Source organism: Streptomyces sp. CB02056 (assembly GCF_001905545.1).
Taxonomy (GTDB): domain Bacteria; phylum Actinomycetota; class Actinomycetes; order Streptomycetales; family Streptomycetaceae; genus Kitasatospora.
In genome coordinates, this window is record NZ_LIPD01000004.1 from 689711 (window position 1) to 714277 (window position 24567).

21 protein-coding genes and 1 pseudogene are annotated in these 24567 nt (G+C 72.4%); 11 read left to right on the forward strand and 11 right to left on the reverse strand.

All coding sequences use genetic code 11. The features are described 5' to 3' along the window. Positions 1–31: 31 nt before the first annotated feature. Positions 32–1507, reverse strand: a complete 1476-nt coding sequence (yczR, locus tag AMK13_RS15035; protein WP_158077703.1) for an aminotransferase-like domain-containing protein — start codon at positions 1505–1507, stop codon at positions 32–34. Positions 1508–1652: 145 nt separating this feature from the next. On the opposite strand from yczR, the gene AMK13_RS15040 reads away from it, so the two are divergent. The 3 genes from AMK13_RS15040 (at position 1653) to AMK13_RS15050 (ending at position 4820) form a co-directional block, all read left to right on the forward strand. Continuing rightward, entirely contained in the window at positions 1653–2888 is a 1236-nt protein-coding gene (locus tag AMK13_RS15040; protein ID WP_074002547.1) for a Tm-1-like ATP-binding domain-containing protein, read from the forward strand. A 52-nt stretch (positions 2889–2940) separates the two neighbouring features. Further along, positions 2941–3765: a phosphoenolpyruvate hydrolase family protein gene (locus AMK13_RS15045; protein ID WP_074002548.1), complete on the forward strand. Its 825-nt coding sequence runs from the start codon at positions 2941–2943 to the stop codon at positions 3763–3765. A gap of 239 nt (positions 3766–4004) precedes the next feature. Next, positions 4005–4820 (forward strand): aminoglycoside 3'-phosphotransferase, encoded by an 816-nt coding sequence (locus AMK13_RS15050; RefSeq protein WP_074002549.1) that lies wholly within the window; start codon positions 4005–4007, stop codon positions 4818–4820. Positions 4821–5053: 233 nt separating this feature from the next. Here the strand turns inward: AMK13_RS15050 and AMK13_RS15055 are convergent, their stop codons facing one another. Both AMK13_RS15055 and AMK13_RS44830 read right to left on the reverse strand, forming a co-directional pair. Next, a complete protein-coding gene (locus tag AMK13_RS15055; protein ID WP_074002550.1) occupies positions 5054–6220 on the reverse strand; it encodes a methyltransferase domain-containing protein in 1167 nt (388 codons plus the stop codon). Then, complete coding sequence (locus AMK13_RS44830; protein WP_241852882.1) at positions 6217–6387, reverse strand: hypothetical protein; 171 nt, start codon at positions 6385–6387, stop codon at positions 6217–6219. The genes AMK13_RS15055 and AMK13_RS44830 overlap by 4 nt, the downstream gene beginning before the upstream one ends. 310 nt (positions 6388–6697) lie before the next feature. Here AMK13_RS44830 and AMK13_RS15060 point away from each other — a divergent pair, with 310 nt between their 5' ends. Genes AMK13_RS15060 through AMK13_RS15070 form a run of 3 tightly spaced genes read left to right on the forward strand, consistent with a single transcriptional unit; the run spans position 6698 to position 8748 of the window. Next, positions 6698–7549 carry a helix-turn-helix domain-containing protein gene (locus AMK13_RS15060; protein ID WP_074002551.1) on the forward strand — a complete coding sequence of 284 codons (852 nt, stop codon included), beginning with the start codon at positions 6698–6700 and terminating at the stop codon, positions 7547–7549. A 14-nt stretch (positions 7550–7563) separates the two neighbouring features. Next, on the forward strand, positions 7564–8133 hold the full coding sequence (gene cyaB, locus AMK13_RS15065; RefSeq protein ID WP_074002552.1) for a class IV adenylate cyclase: 570 nt from the start codon (positions 7564–7566) through the stop codon (positions 8131–8133). Positions 8134–8166: 33 nt separating this feature from the next. After that, a complete protein-coding gene (locus AMK13_RS15070; protein ID WP_074002553.1) occupies positions 8167–8748 on the forward strand; it encodes an HD domain-containing protein in 582 nt (193 codons plus the stop codon). Positions 8749–8821: 73 nt separating this feature from the next. Here the strand turns inward: AMK13_RS15070 and AMK13_RS15075 are convergent, their stop codons facing one another. From AMK13_RS15075 to AMK13_RS15085, 3 genes are all read right to left on the reverse strand, one after another. Beyond that, positions 8822–10162, reverse strand: coding sequence for a hypothetical protein (locus AMK13_RS15075; protein ID WP_074002554.1), 1341 nt, complete (start codon positions 10160–10162; stop codon positions 8822–8824). Positions 10163–10346: 184 nt separating this feature from the next. Next, positions 10347–10709 carry a hypothetical protein gene (locus tag AMK13_RS15080; protein WP_310593108.1) on the reverse strand — a complete coding sequence of 121 codons (363 nt, stop codon included), beginning with the start codon at positions 10707–10709 and terminating at the stop codon, positions 10347–10349. Positions 10710–10832: 123 nt separating this feature from the next. Then, positions 10833–12077: a helix-turn-helix domain-containing protein gene (locus tag AMK13_RS15085; RefSeq protein ID WP_074002650.1), complete on the reverse strand. Its 1245-nt coding sequence runs from the start codon at positions 12075–12077 to the stop codon at positions 10833–10835. Positions 12078–12302: 225 nt separating this feature from the next. Here AMK13_RS15085 and AMK13_RS15090 point away from each other — a divergent pair. Continuing rightward, a pseudogene (locus AMK13_RS15090) lies at positions 12303–12683 on the forward strand (ATP-binding protein); the annotation flags it as partial. An 86-nt stretch (positions 12684–12769) separates the two neighbouring features. Here the strand turns inward: AMK13_RS15090 and meaB are convergent. From meaB to mutA, 3 genes are read right to left on the reverse strand one after another with little or no spacing between them, the layout of a single operon-like run. Further along, positions 12770–13756: a methylmalonyl Co-A mutase-associated GTPase MeaB gene (gene meaB / locus AMK13_RS15095; RefSeq protein WP_074002556.1), complete on the reverse strand. Its 987-nt coding sequence runs from the start codon at positions 13754–13756 to the stop codon at positions 12770–12772. Positions 13757–13768: 12 nt separating this feature from the next. Next, positions 13769–15988, reverse strand: a complete 2220-nt coding sequence (gene scpA, locus AMK13_RS15100) for a methylmalonyl-CoA mutase (protein WP_074002557.1) — start codon at positions 15986–15988, stop codon at positions 13769–13771. Continuing rightward, a complete protein-coding gene (mutA, locus tag AMK13_RS15105) occupies positions 15985–17853 on the reverse strand; it encodes a methylmalonyl-CoA mutase small subunit (protein ID WP_074002558.1) in 1869 nt (622 codons plus the stop codon). Before mutA ends, scpA begins: the two co-directional genes overlap by 4 nt. A gap of 562 nt (positions 17854–18415) precedes the next feature. On the opposite strand from mutA, the gene AMK13_RS15110 reads away from it, so the two are divergent. Continuing rightward, complete coding sequence (locus AMK13_RS15110) at positions 18416–19501, forward strand: C40 family peptidase (RefSeq protein ID WP_074002559.1); 1086 nt, start codon at positions 18416–18418, stop codon at positions 19499–19501. Between the two features lie 108 nt (positions 19502–19609). Here AMK13_RS15110 and AMK13_RS15115 read toward each other — a convergent pair whose 3' ends face one another. Next, positions 19610–20125, reverse strand: a complete 516-nt coding sequence (locus tag AMK13_RS15115) for a MarR family winged helix-turn-helix transcriptional regulator (RefSeq protein ID WP_079272128.1) — start codon at positions 20123–20125, stop codon at positions 19610–19612. Between the two features lie 55 nt (positions 20126–20180). Between AMK13_RS15115 and AMK13_RS15120 the strand changes: the two genes are divergently transcribed. The 3 genes from AMK13_RS15120 (at position 20181) to AMK13_RS15130 (ending at position 23893) form a co-directional block, all read left to right on the forward strand. After that, positions 20181–21257 (forward strand): ABC transporter substrate-binding protein, encoded by a 1077-nt coding sequence (locus tag AMK13_RS15120; protein WP_074002560.1) that lies wholly within the window; start codon positions 20181–20183, stop codon positions 21255–21257. Between the two features lie 126 nt (positions 21258–21383). Beyond that, on the forward strand, positions 21384–22877 hold the full coding sequence (locus AMK13_RS15125; RefSeq protein ID WP_241852883.1) for an APC family permease: 1494 nt from the start codon (positions 21384–21386) through the stop codon (positions 22875–22877). Further along, positions 22874–23893: an acetamidase/formamidase family protein gene (locus tag AMK13_RS15130; protein ID WP_049649998.1), complete on the forward strand. Its 1020-nt coding sequence runs from the start codon at positions 22874–22876 to the stop codon at positions 23891–23893. Before AMK13_RS15125 ends, AMK13_RS15130 begins: the two co-directional genes overlap by 4 nt. Positions 23894–24063: 170 nt before the next feature. On the opposite strand, the gene AMK13_RS15135 is transcribed toward AMK13_RS15130, so the two are convergent. Beyond that, complete coding sequence (locus AMK13_RS15135; protein ID WP_074002652.1) at positions 24064–24432, reverse strand: BlaI/MecI/CopY family transcriptional regulator; 369 nt, start codon at positions 24430–24432, stop codon at positions 24064–24066. Positions 24433–24567: the final 135 nt, after the last annotated feature.

Consider the following 24567-nt stretch of genomic DNA (forward strand, 5'->3'; position numbering starts at 1 on the left):
GCGGGGCGGACGGTTCCGCGGGTACGGCTGCTCAGCGGACCGGGCCGGCGCGGTCGGCGCTGTGCAGGAGGACGGGCAGGGCGGCGGCCAACCGGTCGTACTGGTCGTGCGGGTCACGCTGGTCCTGCCGGGCGGCGAACGGCAGCCGCAGGCGGCTGCGGAAGCCGTCGACGGCGGAGAAGGCGGGCCCGGGCACCACCAGGACCCCGGCCCGGCGGGCCAGTTGGGCGGTGGCCTCGGCGTCGGTGCCGGGGAGCTCGACCCACAGCGCGGAGCCGCCGGCCGGCCGCTCCCAACGCCAGTGCGGCGCCTGCGCGGTGAGCAGCCGCTCGGCCGCGGCGAGGCGCTCGCGCAGCTGCGCGCGGCGCCGGGCCCGCGCCTCCGGCAGCCCCTGGAGCAGTCGCACCGCGAGCAGCTGCTCCACCACCGGACAGGAGAGGTCGACGGACTTGCGGAGCTCGGCCAGGCGGTGGATGACCGGGCGGGAGGCGCGGATCCAGCCCAGCCGCAGGCCGCCCCAGTAGAGCTTGGAGAGGGTGCCGATGGTCGCGGTCGTGCCGTCCGGCAGCTGTGCGGCGAGCGGGGGCGGCGCGCCGTCCTCGGACAGGGACAGCTCCGCGTACGCGTTGTCCTCGACGGTGTACAGGCCGCGCTCGGCCAGGACGGCGGCCCAGGCCCGTCGGGTCGGCCCGCTCATGGCGCGCCCGGTCGGGTTGTGCACGGCCGGCTGGAGGTACACCAGGCGCGGGCGGATCCGGCCGGTCAGCCGGGCCAGGGCGGCGGGCCCGTCGTCGTGCACGTCGGTGGCGCGGGCCGCGCCGGAGCGGGAGCCGTACGCGGGCAGCGGCACCAGGCGTGCGCCCCGGGCGCGCAGCGCCTCCAGGGCGCCCCGGTAGGTCGGGTCCTCGACGACCACGGTGTCGCCCGGCTCGACCAGCCCCTGGGTGATCAGCCAGAGCGCCTGCTGGGACCCGGCCGTGACCAGGATCTGGTCCGGCGAGGTCGGCAGGCCGGCCGCGCGGTACTGCTCGGCCAGCAGCTCGCGCAGCCGCGGCAGCCCGTACGGGAGGTAGCCGTCACCGGCGAGTGCGGCGGCGAGGTCCCGGCCGGACAGCGAGTCGAGGGCGTCCGCCACGGCGGGCAGGCCCTCCAGCGCCCCGCTGGAGAGGTCGACGACGCCGTCCCGGGTGCCGAAACTGGCGAGCCGCCCCTCGCCGACGGGCTCGCCGACCGCCCCCGAGGCGCGCAGCCGCGAGCCGCTGCCGTGCCGGCTCTCCAACCGCCCCTCCGCCTCCAGCAGCCCGTACGCGGAGGTGACGGTGGAGCGGCTGACCCCGAGGGCCGAGGCCAGCGCCCGCTGCGAGGGCAGCGCGGTGCCGGGGGCCACGTCACCGCGCTCGGCCAGTTCGCGCAGCGCGTCCGCGAGCAGCCGCGGCAGGGCCCCCGGACCGTCGGCGGCCCAGCCGGTGAGCAGGCGCGACAGGCGGGTGGCGGGGATCCGGTCCATGCCGTCCATGATGCCCCGGTGGCCCCGGCCGCCGTCCGGCCCGGTGACCGGGGCCGACGGCAGGCCACTTGCCCGCAAGTGGTCTTTGCCGCCGTCCCGGCCCCGCCGGATGATCGGGGCACCGTCCGTTCAAAGGAGCAGGGACATGGCGACCGTCGTACTGGTCGGGACACTGGACACCAAGGGCGCGGAGTACGCGTGGCTCGCCGAGCGGCTGCGGGAGGACGGCTGCGAGGTGGTCATGGTCGACGCCGGCGTGCTGCCGCCGCCCCCCGGCACGCCCGCCGCCGACCTCGGCCCGGAGGAGGTCGCCCGGGCCGCCGGGCACGACCTGGCGGCGCTGCGCTCCGCGGGCGACCGCGGGGCGGCCGTGACGGCGATGGCTCAGGGCGCAGAGCGGCTGGTCGGCGAGCTGTACCGGTCGGGCCGGCTGCACGCCGTCCTGGCGGTGGCGGGCAGCGGCGGGTCGTCCATCGCGGCCCGCGCGATGCAGGCGCTGCCGGTCGGCGTGCCCAAGCTGCTGGTGTCCACCATGGCGGGCGGGGACGTGGCACCGTACGTGGGCAGCAGCGACGTCACCCTGATGTACAGCGTGGTGGACGTCGCGGGCATCAACTCGGTGTCCTCGCTGATCCTCGGGAACGCGGCGGCGGCCGCCGCGGGCATGGCCGTCCGGCACGAGCGGGTGCTGGCCGCCCCGCGTCCGCACGGCCGCCCGCTGGTCGGCGCCAGCATGTTCGGCGTGACCACGCCCGCGGTCGACGCCGCCCGCGAGCGCCTGGACGAACTCGGCTACGAGGTCCTGGTGTTCCACGCCACCGGGGCCGGCGGCCGGGCGCTGGAGAAGCTGGCCGCGGGCGGCTTCCTGGCCGGCGTCCTGGACCTGACCACCACCGAACTCGCGGACGAACTGGTCGGCGGCGTGCTCAGCGCCGGGCCCGACCGGCTGACCGCGGCCGGACGGGCCGGCATCCCCCAGGTGGTCGCGCCGGGCGCGCTGGACATGGTCAACTTCGGCCCCCGGGAAACCGTCCCGGAGCGCTTCGCCGAGCGCCGGCTGCTGGTCCACAACCCCACCGTGACCCTGATGCGCACCACCGCCGAGGAGATGTCCGCCGTCGGCGCCGACCTCGGGCACAAGCTCAACGCGGCGCGCGGCCCGGTGACGGTGCTCTGGCCGCTCGGCGGGGTGTCCGCCGTGGACGCGCCGGGCGGGCCGTTCCACGACCCGGCCGCCGACCGGGCCGGCCTGGCGGCGCTGCGCTCGGCGCTGGCCGGCGGCCCGGTCGAACTGCGCGAGCTGGACGCCCACCTGAACGATCCGGCCTTCGCCGTCGCGGCCGCCGACCGGCTGCACCAGCTGATCACCGCGCACGCCTGACCGTTGCCGTTACCCCCCACCGAACGACACCCACCGAACGAGGAGCCCACCCGTGAACCGCACCGAAGCCCTGGCCCGCCTGACCGCGCAGATCACCGCCGGGAAGCCGGTCATCGGAGCCGGCGCCGGCACCGGCCTGTCCGCCAAGTGCGCGGAGGCCGGCGGCGTCGACCTGCTGATCATCTACAACTCGGGCCGCTACCGGATGGCCGGCCGCGGCTCGCTGGCGGGCCTGATGCCGTACGGCGACGCCAACGCCATCGTGCTGGAGATGGCGGGGGAGGTCCTGCCGGTGGTCCGCGAGGTGCCGGTGCTCGCCGGGGTGTGCGGCACCGACCCGTTCCGGATCATGGGCAACTTCCTGGACCAGCTGAAGGCCGTCGGCTTCACCGGGGTGCAGAACTTCCCCACGGTCGGACTGATCGACGGCACGTTCCGGGCGAACCTGGAGGAGACCGGGATGGGCTTCGGCCTGGAGGTCGACATGATCCGCCAGGCCCACGAGCGCGAACTGCTCACCGCCCCCTACGTGTTCGACCCGGAGCAGGCCGCTGACATGGCCCGGGCCGGCGCCGACGTGCTCGTCCCGCACGTCGGGCTCACCACCAAGGGCTCCATCGGCGCGGCCACCGCGCTTACCCTCGACCAGGCGGCGGCCGCCGTACAGGAGATGCACGACGCCGCGAAGCGGGTCAACCCGGAGATCATCGTGCTCTGCCACGGCGGCCCGATCGCCGAACCCGAGGACGCCCGCTACGTGCTGGAGCACACCACCGGGATCGCCGGGTTCTTCGGCGCCTCCTCGATGGAACGGCTGCCCACCGAACGCGCCATCACGGAGCAGGCCCGCGCGTTCAAGTCCCTGCCGCTCGGCTGAGACCGACGGGCGGTGGCCGGACGGCGGCGTACCCGGGAACGGGAGCGCCGCCGTCCCGCCCTCCCGGCGGCGGGAGATCCCGGCGACAGGAAATCCCGGCGCCGGCGCGGTCCGCGTCCCGACGGACGACCGGTCGGTCGAGGACCTCGCCCAGGACGTCCTCCGGGCCGCCGCCTGGTAGCGGCGGAGCCCCGCAAAACGGTTGGCAGGCTGCCGCCCGCCCCGGTGAGAATGGGCGGATGATCGCCGCCGCGCCCCAGGGCCCCGTCCAGCCGCCACCCGTCGTCACCGAGCTCGCGGCCGGACGGCCGGTACGGGCCGTCTGGGAGAACGAACTCGGCGGACTGACCTTCCAGCTCGGCCACGGCGACACCCGGCAGTTCGTGAAGTGGACGCCGGCCGGCACCGGCACCGGCACCGGCATCGACCTCGCGGCGGAGGCGGTCCGCCTGCGCTGGGCCGCGAGGTTCGCCGTGGTGCCACCGGTCATCGGCGAGGGCGCCGACGAAACCGGATCCTGGCTCGTCACCCAGGGCCTGCCCGGCCGGTCGGCCGTGGACGAGCACTGGAAGCGCGACCCCGCCACCGCCGTCCGCGCCATCGGCGCCGGCCTGCGCGCGCTCCACGACGCACTGCCCGTCGCGGACTGCCCCTTCGACTGGTCCGCCGAAACACGCCTGACGAACGCCCGGGCCAAGGCGGAAGCGGGCCGCACCGACCCGGCCGACTGGCCGGAGGAACTGCGCCACCACGGCACCGTCGAACGCGCCCTGGCCACCCTCGCCGACATCCCCCCGATCGACCACCTCGTCGTCTGCCACGGCGACGCCTGCGCCCCCAACACCCTGATCGGCGACGACGGCACCCACACCGGCCACGTCGACCTCGGCACCCTCGGCCTCGCCGACCGCTGGGCCGACCTCGCCATCGCCACCTGGAGCACCCAGTGGAACTACGGCCCCGGCTGGGAGCAGCCGCTGCTCGACGCCTACGGCATCGCCCCGGACCCGGAGCGGACCGCCTACTACCGGCTGCTCTGGGAACTGACGGACTGAGCCCCGAGACCGCCGGGCGGCAACAGCTGCGGCTTTCGAACAACCGGGGCCTGCCGAGATCCCCTACCGCATCCGCGCATGAGCGATAGGTGGTGGCCGTCCTCTCGGAGTGGCCGGACATGGTCGAGTCCCGGCTCACTGCCGTCCAGGCGGACGCGCTCAAGGGGCACCAACTGCTCCGGACCCCAGAGCCGAGGGGGCGCGCAGGGGTGTGCCCGGGAGCGGGCGCGGTCCTACCGCAAGGGCCACCCGTTCGCCGGGTCGTCGAGCCAGGCGGTGTGCCCCTCGGGCGTGACGGTCAAGCCGAACCGGTCCGGCCCGGGGCGGTCGTTGTCGAGCCACCAGCGGTGAGCGGCCTCGACCTCCTCCCAGAGCCGGCGCCGGCCGTGCTGCCACACCGTGTAGCGCTCGGTGTTCTCGCGGCCGTCCCAGTCGACGGCCGCCCAGGAGCCGCCGTCGGTCGTTGCCACCCAGAGGCGGGTCACCACGCCTTCGACCTCGGGGCCGTGGTGCCAGGCGTACCAGAGGTCGCCGAGGCGGTGGCCGAGGGCGAACTGGGTCTCGAAGGCGGAATCCGCGACAGCCCACGGGTCGAGGGCGGTCGTGGACTCGGTGGGCACGTGCTCGTCCAGGGCGACGTCCCGGAAGAGCCGGAGGTCGAGGCGCTGGGTACGCATCAGCATGAAGGCGCTGTCAGGGGTGTAACGGCCGCTGGCGGTCCCGTCGTCGCCGACGGTGAGGCGGAGCAGGCCGCCGTGACTCCAGTCGTCGCACCACGGGGTGAGGATGACTCCGCCAGGCCGACTCTGGCGGATCCAAGCGTACAGAACCCGCCGTACCGAGCACGTGGCCACCACACGGTCGAATGGCGCTTGGACGCCCCAGCCGAGACCTCCGTCACCCCGGACCACGGTGGGGGCGTAGCCGGTGGCCTTGAGGTTGGAACGAGCGAGTTCGGCGAGGACGGGATCGATCTCGATCGTGGTCACGTTGGCGTCACCCAGCCGGTGGGACAGGAGAGCTGCGTTGAACCCGGTGCCCGTGCCGATTTCGAGGATCCTCATCCCCGGTTCGACGTCCAGGAGTTCGAGCATCCGGAAGACGATCGACGGGGCGGAAGCCGAGGAGGACGGAAGGGCGTCGGACGGGTCCTTCACCTCCTGCCCGTCGTTGATCTGCGTCACGACCGGCTCGTCCGCGTAGGCGGCGGCCAACCACCGGTCGGGCTCGCGTCCACGGTCGCACGGTGTGAGGGAGCCGCCGTCGGGCCCCAGCCAAATGCGGTCAGGGAGAAAACGGTGGCGCGGGGTCGCTTCGGCCGCCTTGCGCGACTCCGGGGCCACGTCGTGGCCGAGCTGGCGGGAAACAGCCTGCAGCAGACTCTTCTGGCTGGTGGTCACTTCTTGTCGTTGTCCTTGCCGTGCTTGCTGGTGGACTTTCCCGCCTGGTGATCCTGGTTCTGCGGGGTCGTGTTGAAGTCCTTCTTGCCGGAGTGCTTGCCCTGACCGCCGTCGTTGGCGCCGCTGCCGCCGCCGGAGCTTCCGCCCTTGCCGAGGCCCCATCCCATGGGAATCTCCTACCTGGTCGTGGTGGTCGTCGTGGAGTCGCGGCCGGTCGGCCCGCTCACCGGCATGTCCGGCCCGGGGCCGGGAGGCGCCGGTGGCCTCGGGGGTTTGGGCTGTGGGGTGGTCATGTGTCCGCTCCTGTCGTTCGCCGCGTCCGCGTGTCATGGCCGTTCTGGGACTGCCGAGTTCGATCCGGTTCGCCCTCGTCCGCACTGTCGGCCGCGCATCCAGAATCGCGTCACCGAACGCAGTCGGCGATATCCAGACGGTAATCTCACGGTGGAATGGATCGATTGACGAGGGGTTCGCCTCATGGGCACTGCGCTCGAACCGATCAGGCTGGCCGACCTCGCCTGGCAGAACGATCAGGTGCGGTGCGCGCTGCGGGACCGCGATGTCGCCGCGCTGTTCCGCTATGTGCAGCACCACAGCGGCGCGAGTCAGGCCCGGTTGGCGGTTCAGGTGGGTATGACGCAAGGCCGGGTGAACGAGATCCTCAACGGCCGTCGGCTGGTGACGAAGCTGAACGTCTTCGAGCGGATCGCCGACGGGCTCAACCTTCCCGACGATGCGCGGCGGCTACTCGGGCTGGCACCACGGCCGGACGGCCGGCGGGCGTCCGGATCCGCCTTTGATCTGGCGGCGTTTCCCGAGATCGTCCGTGTGTACGGCGACCAGGAATCGGCCTCCGCCGAGATCCAGTGTGCGGCGGGATCGGCAGCCGAACTGGACGTCCTGGCCGTGCGTGGCCTTGGTCTCCTCGCCCTGCGCGATTCTCTGTTGCGTCAGCACCTGCGCCGCGACGGCGGCCCCGCCCCCCGCTTGCGGGTGTTGCTCCTTGACCCGGAGTCGCCGGCTGCCGAGTTCCGTGCCGCCGAGATCGGAGAATCCACGGCTTCGCTGGCCGGAGGTATCCGACTGGCGGAGGCCCGGCTGCGGGAGCTGTCCGACTACGGACAGGTCGAGGTCTACCGGTACCGCACGATGCCTGTGTGGCGGATCATCCGGCTGGACCGCACCCTGTTCGTCGGAGCCTTCGACGCGGATTGGGAAGGGCACGAGTCGGCAACCTATAAGGTGCTGCCCACTCCGCACGGCCCCTTGTACCGGGGCTGGTGTCGGCAGTTCGATGCCATGGTGGACAGTGCCGAGCGTGTGATCTGAGGGAAGGCAGAGGGATGGCGATCGAAGCGGAGCTCAAGGCGATCGTGCGGGACCCGGAGGGCGTGCTCAAGCAGCTGGAGGAGCGGTACGGTTCCGGCCGGGCCGAGGTCTACCGGGACACGTACTATGACGCGCCGGACGGCAGTCTGATGGGCGCTGACCGGGAGCTGCGGATCCGTACCGTGCACGGCCAGGACGACACGCGCACCGTGCTGACGTACAAGGACGCTCGGGTGGACGAGGCGTCCGGGTCGAAGCCGGAGGCCGAGACCAGGGTCGCGGATGCCGACGCGATGCACGAGATCGTCCGAGGCCTCGGCTTCACCCCGCGAATCGCGTTCGAGAAGCGGTGCCGCAACTACAGCTTCCAGCAGGACGGGTGGCCTGTGCTGGCCACGCTCGTTCGCGTTCCGGAACTGGATGGAGCGACGTTCATCGAGGTGGAGACATCGGCTGCGACGGCGGCCGAACTCGCCCCCGCCCTCTCCCTGGTCCGTGCCGTACTCGGAGAACTCGGCATCAGCGAGGACGACTTGACCACCGAGTTGTACACCGATGCGGTTGCGGCGGCCCGGCCCGCGTAACGTCGGTCGTGGCGTGGATGAGAGGAGTCGGCAGTGACGGACGACCTGGGCTCGGTGGCGAGGTTCCTGTTCGAAGCCGGGACGCTCAAGCAGACCAAGCGCACGGGCTGGTGGATGGCCGGTGTCCGTGACCCCGAGTCGGTCGCCGAGCACTCCTGGCGGACCGCGATGATCGCCTCGGTCATCGCCAGGCTCGAAGGCGCCGATCCGGCGCAGGCCGCGTTCCTGGCGGTCTGGCACGACTCCCAGGAATCGCGCACCGGGGACGTCAACCACCTGGGCAAGAAGTACGCGCCGAGTGCGGATCCGGTGGCGGTGACGGCCGACCAAGTCGCGGGAATGCCGGACGTCCTGGCCTCGACCATTCGGGACCTCGTCGCGGAGTACGAGGCGAAGGAGTCGTTGGAGGCGGTCTGCGCCCGGGACGCGGACAAGCTGGAATGCCTGATCCAGGGCGTCGAGTACAAGGCGCAGGGCTACGCGAACGCGCAGCGGTGGATCGACAACAGCCGCGGCCGGCTCACCACGAAGACCGCGAACGACCTCGCCGTTGCCGTCCTGGCCGCTGACTCCCTGGACTGGCTGCGGGCCGCTCTCGGCGAGAAGCCGATGTGACGCGGTCAGCGGCGGGCTCCCTCCGGCCAGATCACCCCGACCGGTACCCCTTGCCGATGCGGAGGCCCATGGCTCACGCGGCCTTCTGCTGTGCGACCTCGCGGGTGCGCTCCCGGAGGCGGCGTACCGTGCCGTTGGCGGCGTGGGCCGGGAGGGCGGTGTTCAGGGCGCGGAAGTGTTCGTCGCCGCGGACGGAGCTGAGCGTGACATAGTCGTCCAGGAAGGTGTCCCAGGTGGCGCAGGCGGCTTCGACGTGGCCGAGTTCCATCTGCCGCCGGGCGAGCAGGCCGTTGCCGTGCACGCGGCCCTGCTTCTCGTTGGCGGGGCGGGCCCGGTTGGAGAACTGGAGTTCCTTGACCGCCCCCGGGAGGTCGCCGAGTTCGTACAGCACGTGCGAGACGTGGAAGTGGTACGCGGTCTGGTCGTAGCCGCCGATGGAGTCGTTGCGGCCGTCGGCCTGGGCCAGCGCCGTCTCGGTCTCGGCGAGGCGTGCGAAGGCCTGGCGCCGGTCCTTCACCATGGCGGCGCCGTGCGCCTGTTGGCCGGTGAGGAAGGCCCACAGGCGGGGGCCGGAGGCCGGAGCGGCCTCGGCGGCCGAGTCGGCGAGTTCGAGGGCTTTTGGACCGTAGCCGAGGTTGGACGCCTGGAGTGCCATGCCGCGCAGGGTGCGGCAGTACGTCACGTGGTCCTGGGCCTCCCGCGCGAGCTTGAGGGCCTGGACGTAGTACTTCTGGCCGAGGCCGTGGGCGGTCTCGTACATCGCCATCCAGCCGGTGAGGTAGGTGAGATCGGCGGCGGCCGACAGCAGGTCGGCCTTCACCTGGGTCGTGCCGGACGCCTGGAGCCACGGCCCGACCGAGTTGACCAGGAACGCCGCAGCCATCGGGCGGGCGTGGGCGGCACCGAGCTCGTCGAGGATTCCGGCGATCCGGTCGGTCACCGTCCGTACGGTCTGGACCTCGCCGTCGCCGACACGCACGGTTCGGCCCGCGGCGGCACGGGTGATCCGCTCGGGGCTCTCGTCGAACTCCGGCAGTGTCAGGGTCAGTGAGTAGAGACCGGCGGTCAGGACGCCACGGCGTGAGGGGTCCATGTCGGACCTGCCGATCGACATCAGATCGGACAGCACGCCTTTGCTGTGTTCCTTCCCGTCGCCGGAACCGAAGCCGGTCTCCTCGGGCGTCACCGGGCGCCTGAGCCGACGTGAGAAGACCTCCCGGACGACCTCCTGCACCTCGGCCCGGGGGATCGTGCCGGAGACCCAGTAGGAGATGGCGGACTTGTCGTAGGTCAGCCGGAGCCCGGCCTCGCAGCCGACCCGGTTCACGGCCCGGGCGAGCTGGTCATTGCCCCACTGTGCCTGCTTCATGAGAGCGGCGAGCTTGGTGTTCGGTGTACGCGGTCGACTGGTCATCGCGGTCCCGTCCTCTGGTCAACCGGGTCAACGGCCGCACCAGCATCTCTGGTTCTCCTCTCCGGTGTACCCGCATTGACTCGTCGTCAGCCTTTCGGGCGACGGATGCAGTGTGAGGAGGCGGCGCTTTCCGACGGGCGACTGGCTGCGGGCTGCTCCCAGGTGAAGGGCTGATATGACGCGGTCAGCGGCGGGCTCCCTCCGGCCAGATCACCTCGACCAGCACGCCGTGTCGCCGGGCGAGGGCGACGACATCCGCCGTCCCGCCCTGGCCGCGAGCCGGCAGGCCGTCCCAGACGGCGAGAAGCTTGTCGACGTGATGTACGAGGAGTTCGCCTCCGGCCAGGTGCGCGGGTTCGTCGGATTCGACGTGGCCGGTGCGGTGAACGGCGGCGGCGCTGTCGAACAGCCGGTCGTAGACGGGGTGGTGCCACTCCGGTAGCCCGTCCCGGTACTCGTCGGCCGGGACGATGACCTCCAGCCGCCCGCCCCGCTTGAGTGCGATCTCCGCCAGCCACGAATCCGGCCCGTCCGCGATGCAGGACACGACGGTGAGGTTGGCGGACTCCCTCTTCGGGAGGGCGTCTTCGAGTAGTTGTCGGACCTGTGTCTCCGCCTTGGCTGTCAGCCCTCGGTGGCCCGTGATCCCGATTCGCATGTAATTCCCTTCCTAGAGGTAGACGCCGTGAAGTCGTTCATCGAACTCCCGCACGGCCTTGGGCGGTGAGGAGGTGTTGAACCTCCGCCGAAGTTCGCGGCTCCGCTCGACGATTCGCCCGGAACGGTACGTGAGGCCGGTCTTCAGGGCTTCCGCCGCGAGCGCAAATGCCGCCTCGATCTGTCCTTCGGCAAGCTGGCCTGCTGCGAGGTCCAGCATCAGGAGCGCACGCTGCTTCGCATGACCGGTGGCGAGAACAGGGCCAGTGCTGTCTGAGACCCACTTGGAGAGCCCGAGGTTGGCGCCACATGTCACCCTGAAGCCGGCGACCTTGGCCTCATCGAAGGTGAATACCCACGGCCAAGGGGGCTGCTCTCCATGGGTGTTGGACTCGAGCGAGGCTCGGCTGCGTGTCAATGCGCGGTCGCAGCTCCGCTGATCACCTGCGGCTGCGTGTCCGAGAGCCTCCACTGACGACAGCCATGCGTCGGCAACTCTGGGGGAGTCGGCTTCCAGGAAGCTACGGGCTCGCTTTACGAGGCCGAGTGCCATGGCCCCATTGCCAGCGTGTGCCTCGAATTGAGCGAGGCTCCCCGTCTGGTAGGCGGCAAGGAGCGGATTCGCTCCTGATCGAGCGGCCTTGATCGCTGCCCCGTAGAGCGAGCGTGCTGACCCGTTGTCTCCGGTGTCCCATGCCAGCCAGGCGGCCAGGCTCGCCGCCTCGCTCGCGATGGCGGCGAGCCTGATCCGATGGGCATGGGTCGGTGCTGCACTGATGAGCCCTTGGATCAGCCGCAGATGTGAACGGACGGCATCGGCAAGTTCCCGGGAAGGAGTCGATCCGTCCAATCGACGGTAGGACGTCGTGACAAGCCGAAGTGAGGAGGCCTGGTGATCGGCCTCGTCGACACAACTGGCGGCGACGGCCAGCGTGGGTGATACGGCGACTGCTGCGGCCGCTCCCAGGAATTGACGTCTCTCCACACTCTCAGTTCCGATTCGTGCCAGGGTCGGGACTTCGGCGAGACCGAGGAGCGCCACTGGGATGCCCAGGTGTTGCGACACCTTCAGCAGCACATCCATGGCGTAGGGGCTGACGCCGCGCTTCTCCAGCCGGGAGATAGCTGATTGCGACAGTCCGCATACTTGGCCTAACTGGGCCTGCGTCATGCGCTGGTGGGTTCGAGCCAGCTCGATGATCCTGCCGTAGTTCCTTGCCTGTGATGCTTCCCGGATCGCTTCCGATTTCCAGTTCAAGGGTCCACCCAACGCTACGAGCAATGCCATACCGACTGAAGCGGCTTGATGCGGCGCTCGCATATCCATATGCGAGCGCCGCATGATCGATGGTCTCACGGGCGTGACGAGTTGTTCACTAGCGGTGAGAAATCGGCTGTGCGTCGGCGTCTCGGCGACTGCCGAGGCGCCGACGAGTAGGCCTTCGTCGGCAGTTGCGGCGCCCAGTCGGCTTGGAGAGTGCACATGCTGGTTAGTCCATTGAGCAACGCCCGGTTTCCGGTTCCGTTGGAGTGGGAGGAACCGCCGGGGGCCGACGCCGTGCCGGCGGCGCGGCGGTTGGTGGTGGCGATCGTGCGGGAGTGGGGGGTGCCGCTCTCGGATGATGCGCTTCAGGAGCTGGAGTTGTGCGCGAGTGAGGTGATCGCGAATGCACTGGTGCACACGGGGGAGCGGTGTGTCGTCACCGTCTGTTGGTACGGCGGGCGGGTGCGGGTGGAGGTGGCTGACCGGGGTGCGGAGCTGTCGGGCCGGGAGTGCGCGGAGGGGGCCACGAGCGGGCGTGGCCTGCTGCTGGTGGAGGCGCTCGCGGATGTGTGGGGGTGGCACCCGGTGGAGACGGGCAAGGTGGTGTGGTTCGAGTACCCCGAGAGTCGAGAAGCGCCGTGCCCCACGCGGGGGTGGGGCACGGCGCTCGGCCTCAGCAGTGCGGGTCAGGCGAAGAAGGCGTCCAGGATCTGCTGGGCCGCCAGCCCCGCAGGGAGGGTGCCGGCGCGGACCTGGGCTTCCAACTCGGGGGTCAGGCGCCGTACTTCGGGGTTCTCGTGGAGGCGGGCGTAGAGCTGGTCGTGGACCATGGACCAGGTCCACTCGACCTGCTGGTCGCGGCGCTTCGCCGCCAGCGCGCCCGTGGCGTCCAGCACCTTGCGGTGCTGCTGCAGCCGCTCCCACAGGACGTCCAGGCCCGCGCCGTCGAGGCCGCTGCAGGTGAGCACCGGCGGCGTCCAGGCGGCGTCCGGGGCCTGCAACAGGCGTAGCGCGCCCGCGAGTTCGCGGGCCGCCGCCTTGGCGTCGCGTTCGTGCGGGCCGTCGGCCTTGTTGACGGCGATGACGTCCGCCAGCTCCAGGACGCCCTTCTTGATGCCCTGGAGCTGGTCGCCGGTCCGCGCCAGGCTGAGCAGCAGGAAGGTGTCGACCATCCCGGCCACCGTCGTCTCGGACTGGCCGACGCCGACCGTTTCGATGAGGACGACGTCGTACCCCGCCGCCTCCATCACCACCATGGACTCACGGGTGGCCTTGGCGACTCCGCCGAGGGTCCCCGAGGTCGGGGACGGCCTGACGAAGGCGGCAGGGTCGACGGCGAGGCGCTCCATCCGGGTCTTGTCACCCAGGATGGAGCCGCCCGTCCGGCTGGAGGTCGGGTCGACGGCGAGCACCGCGACCCGGTGGCCCTGGCCGGTCAGCATCGTCCCGAAGGCGTCGATGAAGGTCGACTTGCCGACACCGGGCACGCCCGTGATGCCCACCCGGACCGCGCCGCCGGCGTGCGGCAGCAGCCGTTGGAGCAGCTGCTGCGCGAGTGCGCGGTGGTCGGGTCGGGAGGACTCGACGAGGGTGACGGCGCGCGCGATCCAGGCGCGCGAGCCGTCGAGTACGCCCGTCACATAGCTGTCGAGGTCGATCGTCCGCGGAGGCATGCGTTCAGGCGATCACAGCTCGTGGCCGAGGTCGGCCGCCAGGGACTTGAGCAGGTCGTACGCCGCGTCCGGGATGACCGTCCCCGGGGGGAAGACCGCCGCGGCGCCGGCCTCGTACAGGGCGTCGAAGTCCTGCGGCGGGATGACCCCGCCGACCACGATGGTGATGTCCTCCCGCCCCGCCGCGGCGAGTTCGGCGCGCAGCGCGGGCACCAGCGTGAGGTGTCCGGCGGCGAGCGAGGACACACCGACGATGTGCACGTCGGCCTCGACGGCCTGGCGGGCGACCTCGGCCGGGGTCTGGAAGAGCGGGCCGACGTCCACCGTGAAGCCGAGGTCGGCGAAGGCGGTGGCGATCACCTTCTGGCCGCGGTCGTGGCCGTCCTGGCCCATCTTGGCGACCAGGATGCGCGGACGGCGGCCCTCGGCCTGCTCGAACCGCTCGACCAGGTCGCGGGTGCGCTGGAGGGAGGCCGACGGGCCCGCTTCGTCTCGGTACACACCGGAGATGGTACGGATCTGGCCGGAGTGGCGGCCGTAGACCTTCTCCAGGGCGTCGGAGATCTCGCCGACGGTGGCCTTGGCCCGGGCCGCGTTGACGGCCAGGTGCAGCAGGTTGCCGTCCAGTGAGCCGCCGCGCTGCGGGCCGGCCTCGGCGGCGGCCGTCAGCGCGCGCAGCGCGTCCTGGCACGCGGCCTCGTCGCGTTCGGCGCGCAGCCGGCGCAACTTCTCGACCTGCCGTGCCCGCACCGAGGAGTTGTCGACCTTGAGCACGTCGATCTGCTCGTCGTTCTCCACCCGGTACTTGTTGACGCCGATGACCGGCTGGCGGCCGGAGTCGATCCGCGCCTGGGTGCGGGCGGCGGCCTCCTCGACGCGCAGCTTGGGGATGCCCGCGTCGATGGCCTTGGCCATGCCGCCGGCCGCCTCGACCTCCTGGATGTGCTCCCAGGCCCTCGACGCGAGGTCGTGGGTCAGCTTCTCGACGTAGGCGGAGCCGCCCCACGGGTCGATCACCCGGCAGGTGCCCGACTCCTGCTGGAGCAGCAGCTGGGTGTTGCGGGCGATCCGGGCGGAGAAGTCGGTGGGCAGGGCGAGGGCCTCGTCCAGGGCGTTGGTGTGCAGCGACTGGGTGTGGCCCTGGGTCGCGGCCATCGCCTCCACGCAGGTGCGGGTGACGTTGTTGAACACGTCCTGGGCGGTGAGCGACCAGCCCGAGGTCTGCGAATGGGTGCGCAGCGACAGGGACTTGGGGTTCTTGGGGTCGAACTGCTTGACCAGCTTGGCCCACAGCAGCCGGGCCGCGCGCAGCTTGGCGACCTCCATGAAGAAGTTCATGCCGATCGCCCAGAAGAACGACAGTCGCGGTGCGAAGGCGTCCACGTCCAGGCCCACGTCCAGGCCCGCGCGCAGGTACTCCACCCCGTCGGCCAGGGTGTAGGCCAGCTCCAGGTCGGCCGTCGCACCGGCCTCCTGGATGTGGTAGCCGGAGATGGAGATCGAGTTGTACCGGGGCATCTTCTGCGAGGTGTACGCGAAGATGTCCGAGATGATCCGCATCGACGGCTGCGGCGGGTAGATGTAGGTGTTGCGGACCATGAACTCCTTGAGGATGTCGTTCTGGATGGTCCCGGCGAGCTTCTCCGGTGGTACGCCCTGCTCCTCGGCCGCGACGATGTACAGCGCGAGGACGGGCAGCACGGCGCCGTTCATGGTCATCGACACGGACATCTTGTCCAGCGGGATGCCGTCGAAGAGTTGGCGCATGTCGTAGATCGAGTCGATCGCCACACCAGCCATGCCGACGTCGCCGGTGACCCGCGGGTGGTCGCTGTCGTAGCCGCGGTGGGTCGGCAGGTCGAAGGCGACGGACAGGCCCTTCTGGCCGGCCGCGAGGTTGCGGCGGTAGAAGGCGTTGGACTCCTCGGCGGTGGAGAAGCCCGCGTACTGGCGGACGGTCCAGGGCTGGTTGACGTACATGGTCGGGTACGGCCCGCGCAGGTACGGGGCGATGCCCGGGTAGGTCTCCAGGAAGTCCAGCCCGGCGAGGTCGGCCCCGGTGTACAGCGGCTTGACGCCGATGCCCTCGGGGGTGTCCCAGAGCAGCTCGTCGACGTCCTTGCCGGTGGACTGGCGCCAGGCGGCCCGCCACTGCTCGTCGGTGACGCCAGGGCCGCCCGTGAGGCTGCCGCCGGCGCCGTCCAGCCCGATTCCGGTGAAGTCGGGGATCATCGAGCGGCTCCGATCTGGTCCAGCAGGGAGGTCAGGACGGCGACCGCGTCGCCCCCCGCGAAGATGAACTCGTCCACGCCGTCGGGTACTTCGGCGGGTCGCCCGGCGAGCAGCACCCGTTCGGCGCCGGCCGCCTTCAGGGCACCGGCGACCGGGGCGGCGTGCTCGGCGTACAGCGCGTCGCTGGAGCAGAGGCAGGCGACGGTCGCGCCGGAGGCCCGGAAGGCCTCGGCGAAGGCCGCCGGGTCGACGGACTCGGCCGAGACCGTCGCGATGCCGCCCGCCTGGAACAGGTTGGCGGCGAAGGTGGTGCGCGCGGTGTGCGCGGAGGCGGTGCCGATCGAGGCGAGGAAGAGGTTCGGGCGGGCGCCGTGCGCGGCGGCGTGGGCGTCCGAGCGGTCCCGCAGCGCCTCGTAGGCCTCGGCGCGGCGCACCCGCGGCAGCCCGCCGCCGGGCGCGGCCGGGGCCGGTTCGCGGACCAGCGGCTGCTCGTCCAGGTGCGGGAACTCGCTGACGCCGGTGACGGGTTCGCGCCGTTTGGCGAGCCGTACCGAGCGCTCGGCCCAGGTCGCGGCGATCCGCTCGCCGACGAGGCCGGACTCCAGGGCGGCCTGCTGTCCGCCGGCCCGCTCGATCTCCTGGAACCAGGCCCAGGCGGCCCGGGCCAGCTCCTCGCTCAGCTGCTCGACGTACCAGGAGCCGCCGGCCGGGTCGATCACCCGGGCCAGGTGGGACTCCTCCAGCAGGATCGCCTGGGTGTTGCGGGCGATCCGGCGGGCGAAGGCGTCCGGCAGGCCGAGCGCGCTGTCGAAGGGCAGCACGGTGACGGCGTCCGCGCCGCCGACCCCGGCGGCCAGGCAGGCGATCGTGGTGCGCAGCATGTTCACCCACGGGTCGCGGGCGGTCATCATCACCCGGGAGGTGACGGCGTGCTGGCGCTGTGCCGAGGCGGCCGCACCGGCCCCCGAGACCTCGGCGACCCGGGCCCAGAGGCGGCGCGCGGCACGGAACTTGGCGATGGTGAGGAACTGGTCGCCGTCGGCGGCGTAGCGGAACTCCAGCTGGCCGAGCGCGTCGTCGACCGGGAGGCCGGCGGCGGTCAGCGCGCGCAGGTAGGCGACGCCGGTGGCCAGCGAGCAGCCCAGTTCCTGGGCGGGGGAGGCGCCCGCCTCGTGGTACGGCAGGGCGTCCACCGTGAGCGCCCGCACACCCGGGTACCCGGCGGCGCAGCGGGCGGCCAGCGCGGTGGCCTCGGCGAGCAGTGCCCCGGTGCGGTCGGTCCGGCCGGTGCGGGCCTGGAGGCCGAGCGGGTCGGCGCCGAGGTTGCCGGCGGCGGCGCCGGGGGAGACCTCGCGCTCCTCGTACAGGTTGAACAACTGCTCGGCGGCGTCGGTGAATTCGGCGCCGGCGTCGAGCGCCACGGCGGCCAGGTCCAGGTACACGCCGGTGAGCGCCTCGGGCAGGGCGTCCACCGGGAGGCCCGCGCCGCCCAGCTCCAGCCAGAGCGAGCTCACGCCGTGCTCCAGGTCGGCCAGGACGGCCTCGTTGGCGCGCCGGCGGTCCGGGTCGGCGTGCCGCTGGCGGACGTCCCAGCCGGCCACGGCGGAGCCCTGCGGCCGGCCGCCGCGCACGAACGGCGGGAAGCCCGGGTAGCCCGGGTCGGCGTCGGTGTCCTCGGCGGTGTACAGGGGGCGTGCGCTCAGCCCGTCCTGGAGCCGGGTGGTGAGCGCCTGCTCGGCGGCGGGACCGTCCTCGGGCTGGGCACCGGACTTGCGCAGCACGCCCTGGACGAGCTGCTGCCACTGCTCTCGGTGCGCGGCCGGGAACTCGGCAGCGAGGGGGAGCCCTTCGGGCGGGACCTTCATGTGCGCAGGTTAGCGCCCGTGCGCGGGGCTGCAGGAGAGGAATCTCATGTGACCTTTCCCTCGGTTCGGCCGCTCGCGAGCACTCTCCGGGGCGGGGGGTGCCATGGCGTGCGGGGACGGCTGGCACCCGCGGCCGATAGGGGTGTCGGCAGGGGGTCGGAGGTCAGGGGGTCGGAGGCGCCGGGTGGGGTCGTCCGGGGTGTCGGCGGAGGCGGGCGGCGCGGTCATCCGAGCGCGTCGTCCGGGGGGCGTCCGGGCCGTCGTCGGTGATCCGACCGGCGGTCGTCGGGTGGTGGGAGGTGTCCGCGGTGTCCGGAGGTGTCCGAGGTCAACGCCGATGGCACGGAACGCGATCGATGTCCTGTCATGCTGTCAAAACGTCATGATCAGGGGGATTGCGGAACCCGGCCCCTCATCTATTAAGTTACTTCGAAGAAGGTGGGCGGGGCAGCACCCCCCCGTTGCTCGTCCTGCCCGCCTTCGTCGTCCCCAGGCACCGGCCGAGCCGTCCCCCCGCTCCGCCCGGACCGTCCCGAGATTCCCCCGAAGGAGAGCGACCGCCATGGGAAAGCGCCGCAAGCCCAGCCCCCCGAGCCGGGCCCGCATGGCGGTCCTCACCACGGCCATGGCGGCCGGCGGCGCGGTCCTCGCCTCCGGTACCGCCCACGCCGAGCCGACCCCGAACCTCGCCACCGTCAAGGAGCAGGTCGACCAGCTCAACGAGGACGCCGAGCAGGCGATCGAGAAGTACAACGGCTTCCAGGCGAAGCAGCAGAAGCTCCAGGGCGAGGCCAACCAGATCCAGGAGAAGGTCGTCCGGGGCCAGGAGGCGATGAACGAGCTGCGGACCCGGCTCGGCGCGGTCGCCGCCGACCAGTACCGCACCAACGGCATCGACCCGTCGGTCCAGCTGATGCTCGACTCCGACCCGGCCGCCTACCTGGAGCGCGCCTCGGTGCAGAACCAGGTGTCCGACTCCCAGGCGAGTCTGCTCAAGCAGGCCCAGGACGAGCAGCGCAAGCTCGACCAGGACCGCGCCGAGGCCACCGCCACCCTGGCCGCGCTCGACTCGGTGGGCACGCAGCTGGCGGAGCAGAAGAAGGACATCCAGACCAAGCTGGCCCAGGCCCAGGGGATGCTGAACAAGCTCAGCGCCGAGGACCGCGCCAAGATCAACGCCCAGCAGAACGCGGAGAAGGCCAAGGCCGAGGCCCAGCAGGCCGCCGCCGCCGCGGCCAAGGACCGCGCCTCCCGCTCCAGCGACCGCCCGGACATGAACGCCCCGGTGCCGTCGGCCAGCGGCCGGGCCGGCGCCATCATCGCGTTCGCCCAGGCCCAGCTCGGCAAGCCCTACGGCTGGGGCAAGACCGGCCCCGCGACCTTCGACTGCTCCGGCCTCACCAGCCAGGCCTACCGCGCGGCGGGCGTCACCATCTCCCGGACGTCCGAGGAGCAGTGGAAGGACGGCCCGCACGTCGACCGTGCCAACCTCCAGCCCGGTGACCTGGTGTTCTTCTATGACGACCTGCACCACGTCGGCCTGTACATCGGCGACGGCAAGATGATCCACGCCCCGTACACGGGCAAGAACATCGAGGTCCTGCCGATCTCCGTGATGCCCTACAAGGGCGCCGTCCGCCCGGCCTGACCGCGTCCGATCGCGCGCCGCGACGGCCCGCTCCCGCTTCGGCGGGGGCGGGCCGTCGTCGTCCGTGGGTGCCGTTGTCGTGTGCCCGGGGCGGCCGGGGCGGGCCGGTCAGAGCGCGGCGAGCCGCCGCAGTACGTGCGCCGGGTCGGTGAGGCCGCAGGCCCGGCGCACGGCGGCGTCGTGGGCGGCGGCGAGGGCGTCCAGCCGGGTCAGCCGGGTGCGGCCCTGGCGGGAGAGGTGGGCGGTGATCCGGCGGCGGTCCTGGTCGTCCTGGCGCCGGTAGACCCAGCCGGAATCGGCCAGCGAGTCCACCAGCCGGCTCAGGCTCGCCTGCGGGATCAGCAGGGCCTGGGCCAGCTCGCCCATCGCGTGCCCCCGGTCGTCCGCGAGGACGCGCAGCAGCCGCCACTGGTCGACGGTGCAGTCCTCCTCGGCGAGGGCGGCGGCGAGGCCGCCGGAGAGCCTGCGGTGGGCCAGCGTGACCAGCTCGACCAGCAGCGGCTCCGGGGCGGCCGGGGGGCGCGCCGCGGCGCCGACGGTCTGCTCGGCGGCCAGGGCGGCGGTCCGGGCGGCGGGATCGCCGGGACGGCCGTCGACCCCCGGTGCGGCACCAGCTGCGGTCATCGGACCCTCCCGTTCCGGCCTTCCCCGATATCGGCGGTACGACGATACTCGCACCGTGAGCATCGAGGTGAGGGTGATCGATCCGCTCGATGCGCTGCACTCGGCCCGGGACGGGGCGGCGTTCCGGGTGGGCCTCGTCGTGCCGCAGTCCGGCCCGCTCGGGCTCACCGGCCCGTCCGCGCTGGACGGCGCGCTGCTCGCCGCGCACGAGGTCAACGCGGGCGGCGGGGTCCTCGGCCGCCCGCTGGAGCTGGTGCTGGTGGACGGCGGCGGCGCGCCGGGCCCGGTCGCCGGGGAGGTGCGGCGCCTGCTGGACGCCGGGGCGCTGGACGCGCTCGCCGGGTGCCACACCAGTGATGTGCACCGGGCGGTCGAGACCGTTGCCGCGGGCCGTCTCGCGTACGTCTTCACCCCGCCGCACGAGGGCGGCTCCCGGCTGCCCGGCGTGCTCTGTACCGGCATCGACCCGTCCCGCCAATTCGGCCCGGCGATCCAGGAGTTGACGGATCGTCACGGGATCGGCCGGTGGGCGCTGATCGGCAACGACTACATCTGGCCGCGCTCCGTCCACCGGGCCGCCGAGGGGCTCGCGGCGCGGGCCGGCGCCCGGGTGGTGCTGGAGCGGCGGGTCCCCTTCGGGGCGGTCGAGGAGGCGCTCGACCCGCTGCTGGACGCGCTGCGTTCGGCCCGCGCGGACGCCCTGCTGCTCAGTCTGATCGGACGCGACCTGGTGCAGTTCAACCGGGCGCTGCGGCGCAGCGGGCTGGACCGCGGGCTGGTGCGGCTCTCCGGCTCCCTGGAGGAGAACGGCCTGCTCGCGCTCGGCGGCGACGACACCGGGACGCTGTACGCGGCGATGCCCTCCTTCGCGACGCTGGCCGAGGAGCGCCGGCAGCGCCTCGCCGAGCGGCACCGGGCCCTGTGCGGTCCGTGGGCGCCGGTCCTGGACGCCTACGCGGTGGGCCTGTACGAGGGCCTGCGCCTGCTCGCCGACCTGGCGGCCCGTCGGGCCCTGGCCCCGGACGGCCTGCTGGCGGCCGCGGGCCGGCTGCTGCACGGCGAGGCCGCGGGCCGGGCGCCGATCCACCTGGCCCGGGCCGAGGGCCTCGGCTTCGCCGTCCTGCCCCGGTAGGTCAAGCCGGCTCCGGGTACTCCGTTCTCGTCAGGTGGAATGTCGGAACGAAACCCTTCCATCTGGAAATAGTTCCCTCTACAGTCTCCCCACACCCCCTCAGGGTCGTCACGGAGAGAGAGCACCATGGCCGACACACCCGCACCCCAGGGCATCGAGAGCTACGGCTACCAGCAGGAACTGCGCCGTTCGCTCGGCTTCACCGACCTGCTCGTCTACGGGCTGGTGTTCATGGTGCCGATCGCACCGTTCGGCATCTTCGGCGGCGTCTTCCAGGGCTCCGGCGGCATGGTCGCCCTGGCCTACGTCCTCGGCATGGTGGCGATGATGTTCACCGCCCTGTCGTACGCCCAGATGTCCCGGGCCTTCCCGATGGCCGGCTCGGTCTACACCTACGCGGGCCGCGGCATCGCCGCCCCGGTCGGCTTCCTGTCCGGCTGGATGATCCTGCTCGACTACGTGCTGGTGCCCGGGCTGCTGTACCTGATCGCCGGTGTCGCGATGAACTCGCTGGTGCCGTCGATCCCGGTCTGGCTCTGGCTGATCGGCTTCGTCCTGCTCAACACCGTGGTCAACTACCTGGGCATCGAGACCACCAACCGGGTCAACAAGGCGATGCTGATCGGCGAACTCGTCGTACTGGCCCTGTTCGTGGTGGTCGGCGTGATCGCGTTGGCCAACGGCAAGGGCCGGGGCTTCGACTTCACGCCGCTGTACAACGGGCACACCTTCTCGTGGAGCCTGGCCTTCGGGGCGGTCTCGATCGCGGTGCTCAGCTTCCTGGGCTTCGACGGCATCTCCACCCTCTCGGAGGAGAACCGGGACTCCGCCAAGGCCATCGGCCGGTCCATGGTCGCCGCGCTGCTGCTTGCGGGCACACTGTTCATCGTGCAGACCTGGGTCGCCTCGCTGCTGGTCGCCGACCCCGACGCGCTGATCCGGGACGGCGACCCGAACGGCACCGCGTTCTACGACGCGGCCCGCACCGCCGCCGGCGGCTGGCTCGCCACACTGACCGCCGCCTCCACCGCCGTGGCCTGGGGCTTCGCCAACTCGCTGGTCGCCCAGGCGGCCACCTCCCGGCTGCTGTACGCGATGGCCCGCGACCGCCAGCTGCCCGCCTTCCTGGCCCGGATCCACCCCACCCGCCGGGTGCCGGTCAACGCGACCCTGCTGACCGCCGGGATCTCGCTGGTGCTCGGCCTCTACACGGCCTCGCGCGAGGACGGCATCACCCTGCTGAGCACCCTGGTCAACTTCGGTGCGCTGTCCACCTTCCTGGTCCTGCACGTCGCCGTGGTCGTCCACTACCTGGTCCGCAAGCGCAGCAAGGACTACTGGCGGCACCTGATCGCCCCGGCGCTCGGCTTCGCGATCCTCGCGTACGTGGTGGTCAACGCCAACATCGCCGCCCAGCGGCTCGGGTTCGTCTGGCTGCTCGTCGGAGGGATCGTGCTCGCCGGGCTGGTGGCGACCGGGCGCAGGCCCCGGCTGGCCGTCGCCGAGGGCGAGGCCGAGGCCGCGGCCACCGATGCCACGGCCGGGAACGCCACCGCCACGAACACCACTGCCGCGAACAGCACCGCTATGAACAGCACCCCCGCCGAGGAGAAGCAGTGAGCCTGCCCGAGACCGTCCGGCTGTCCCCGACCCCGGAGGACTACGCCTACACCTTCGGCGGCCGCGCCCCGCTGGTCACCGTCCAGCCGGGCACCGTCGTCGAGTTGACCACCGAGGACTGCTTCGGCGGCAAGGTGCGCGGCACCGGGGACCTGCCCAGCCAGGTGTGCGTCTTCCCCTACCTCAACCCGGTCACCGGCCCGATCGCGGTGGCGGGCGCCGAGCCCGGGGACGTCCTCGCGGTGCACTTCGCGGAGATCACCCCGGCCCGGGAGTACGGCGTCTCCAGCACCTTCCCGCACTTCGGCGCGCTGACCGCGACCCACACCACCGCGATGCTGCACGCGCCGCTGGAGGAGCGGGTCTGGGTCTACGAGCTGGACGCCAAGGCGGGCGTCTGCCGGTTCCGGGCCCGCAACAGCGGGTTCACGGTGGACCTGCCGCTCGACCCGATGCACGGCACGGTCGGTGTCGCCCCGGCGGCCGGCGAGGTGCTGGCCTCGATCACCCCGGGCGCGCACGGCGGCAACCTGGACACCCCCGAGATGCGGGCCGGCACCACCGCCTACTTCCGGGTCAACGTCGAGGGCGGCCTGCTCGCCATCGGTGACGGCCACGCCCGCCAGGGCGAGGGCGAGGTGTGCGGCACGGCGGTGGAGGCGGCGATGCGCACCACCGTGATCGTCGACCTGGTCAAGGGCGGGGGACCGGCCTGGCCCCGGCTGGAGAACGACGACTTCCTGATCAGCACCGGCTCCGCCCGTCCGCTGGAGGACGCGTTCCGGATCAGCCAGCACGACCTGGTCGGCTGGACCGGCGAACTGCTCGGCCTGGACCAGCTGGACGCCTACCAGCTGGTCAGCCAGGCCGGGCTGGCCCCGGCGGCGAACGTCTGCGACACCAACTACACGATGGTCGCCAAGCTGCCGAAGACCCTGCTCGGCCGGGCCCGCGCCTACGACGGGCTGCACGACCGGCTGCGCCGGACGGCGGAGGCGTACCTGCGGCACCGCTGACGACGAGGCGCCGCCGGCAACGCGGGCCCGGGCGCGCCGGTTCAGGCGCGCGGGTCAAGGCCACGGCAAATCCCACGAACCCCCACCCCCCACCCCCACCCGGGGCCCGTCGGCACCCCCACGCCGACGGGCCCACGGGGGTGTGTTCCGAGCCGGACCCGGGCACGAGTTCACCCCGTCGCCCGGGACCTCGCGTGTTCGAGGGCGGCGAGCAGGGCCGAGGCCTCCGCCCCGCTGATCCGGTCGACGAAGTGGAGCAGCGCGCCCGCCCGGTCGGGGGTGGTCTCCAGCGCCCGGTGCATCAGCCGGGCGGTGTACTCCTCGCGGGTGCAGCTCGGCCGGTACACCCAGGCGCGGCCGACCTTGTCGCGGCGCAGCCAGCCCTTGGTGTGCAGGATGTCCGCGACCGTGGTGACGGTGGTGTACGCGACGGCCCGGTCCCGCTGGAGGTCGTCGACCACCTCGCGCACCGTGGCGGGCCGGTCCCAGGACCAGAACCGGTCCATGATCTCGGCCTCCAGGTCCCCGAACCCCCGCAGCACCGCCCTCTACTCCCTCTGCTCCCTCGCCGAACCGGACGCCGACGCCCTTGGCCCGCCGGATCGCGGCCCATGGTACGGCGAGCGCCGGGCGCCCGCCCCCGGGTGAGGGGGACGGACGCCCGGCGCGTAACG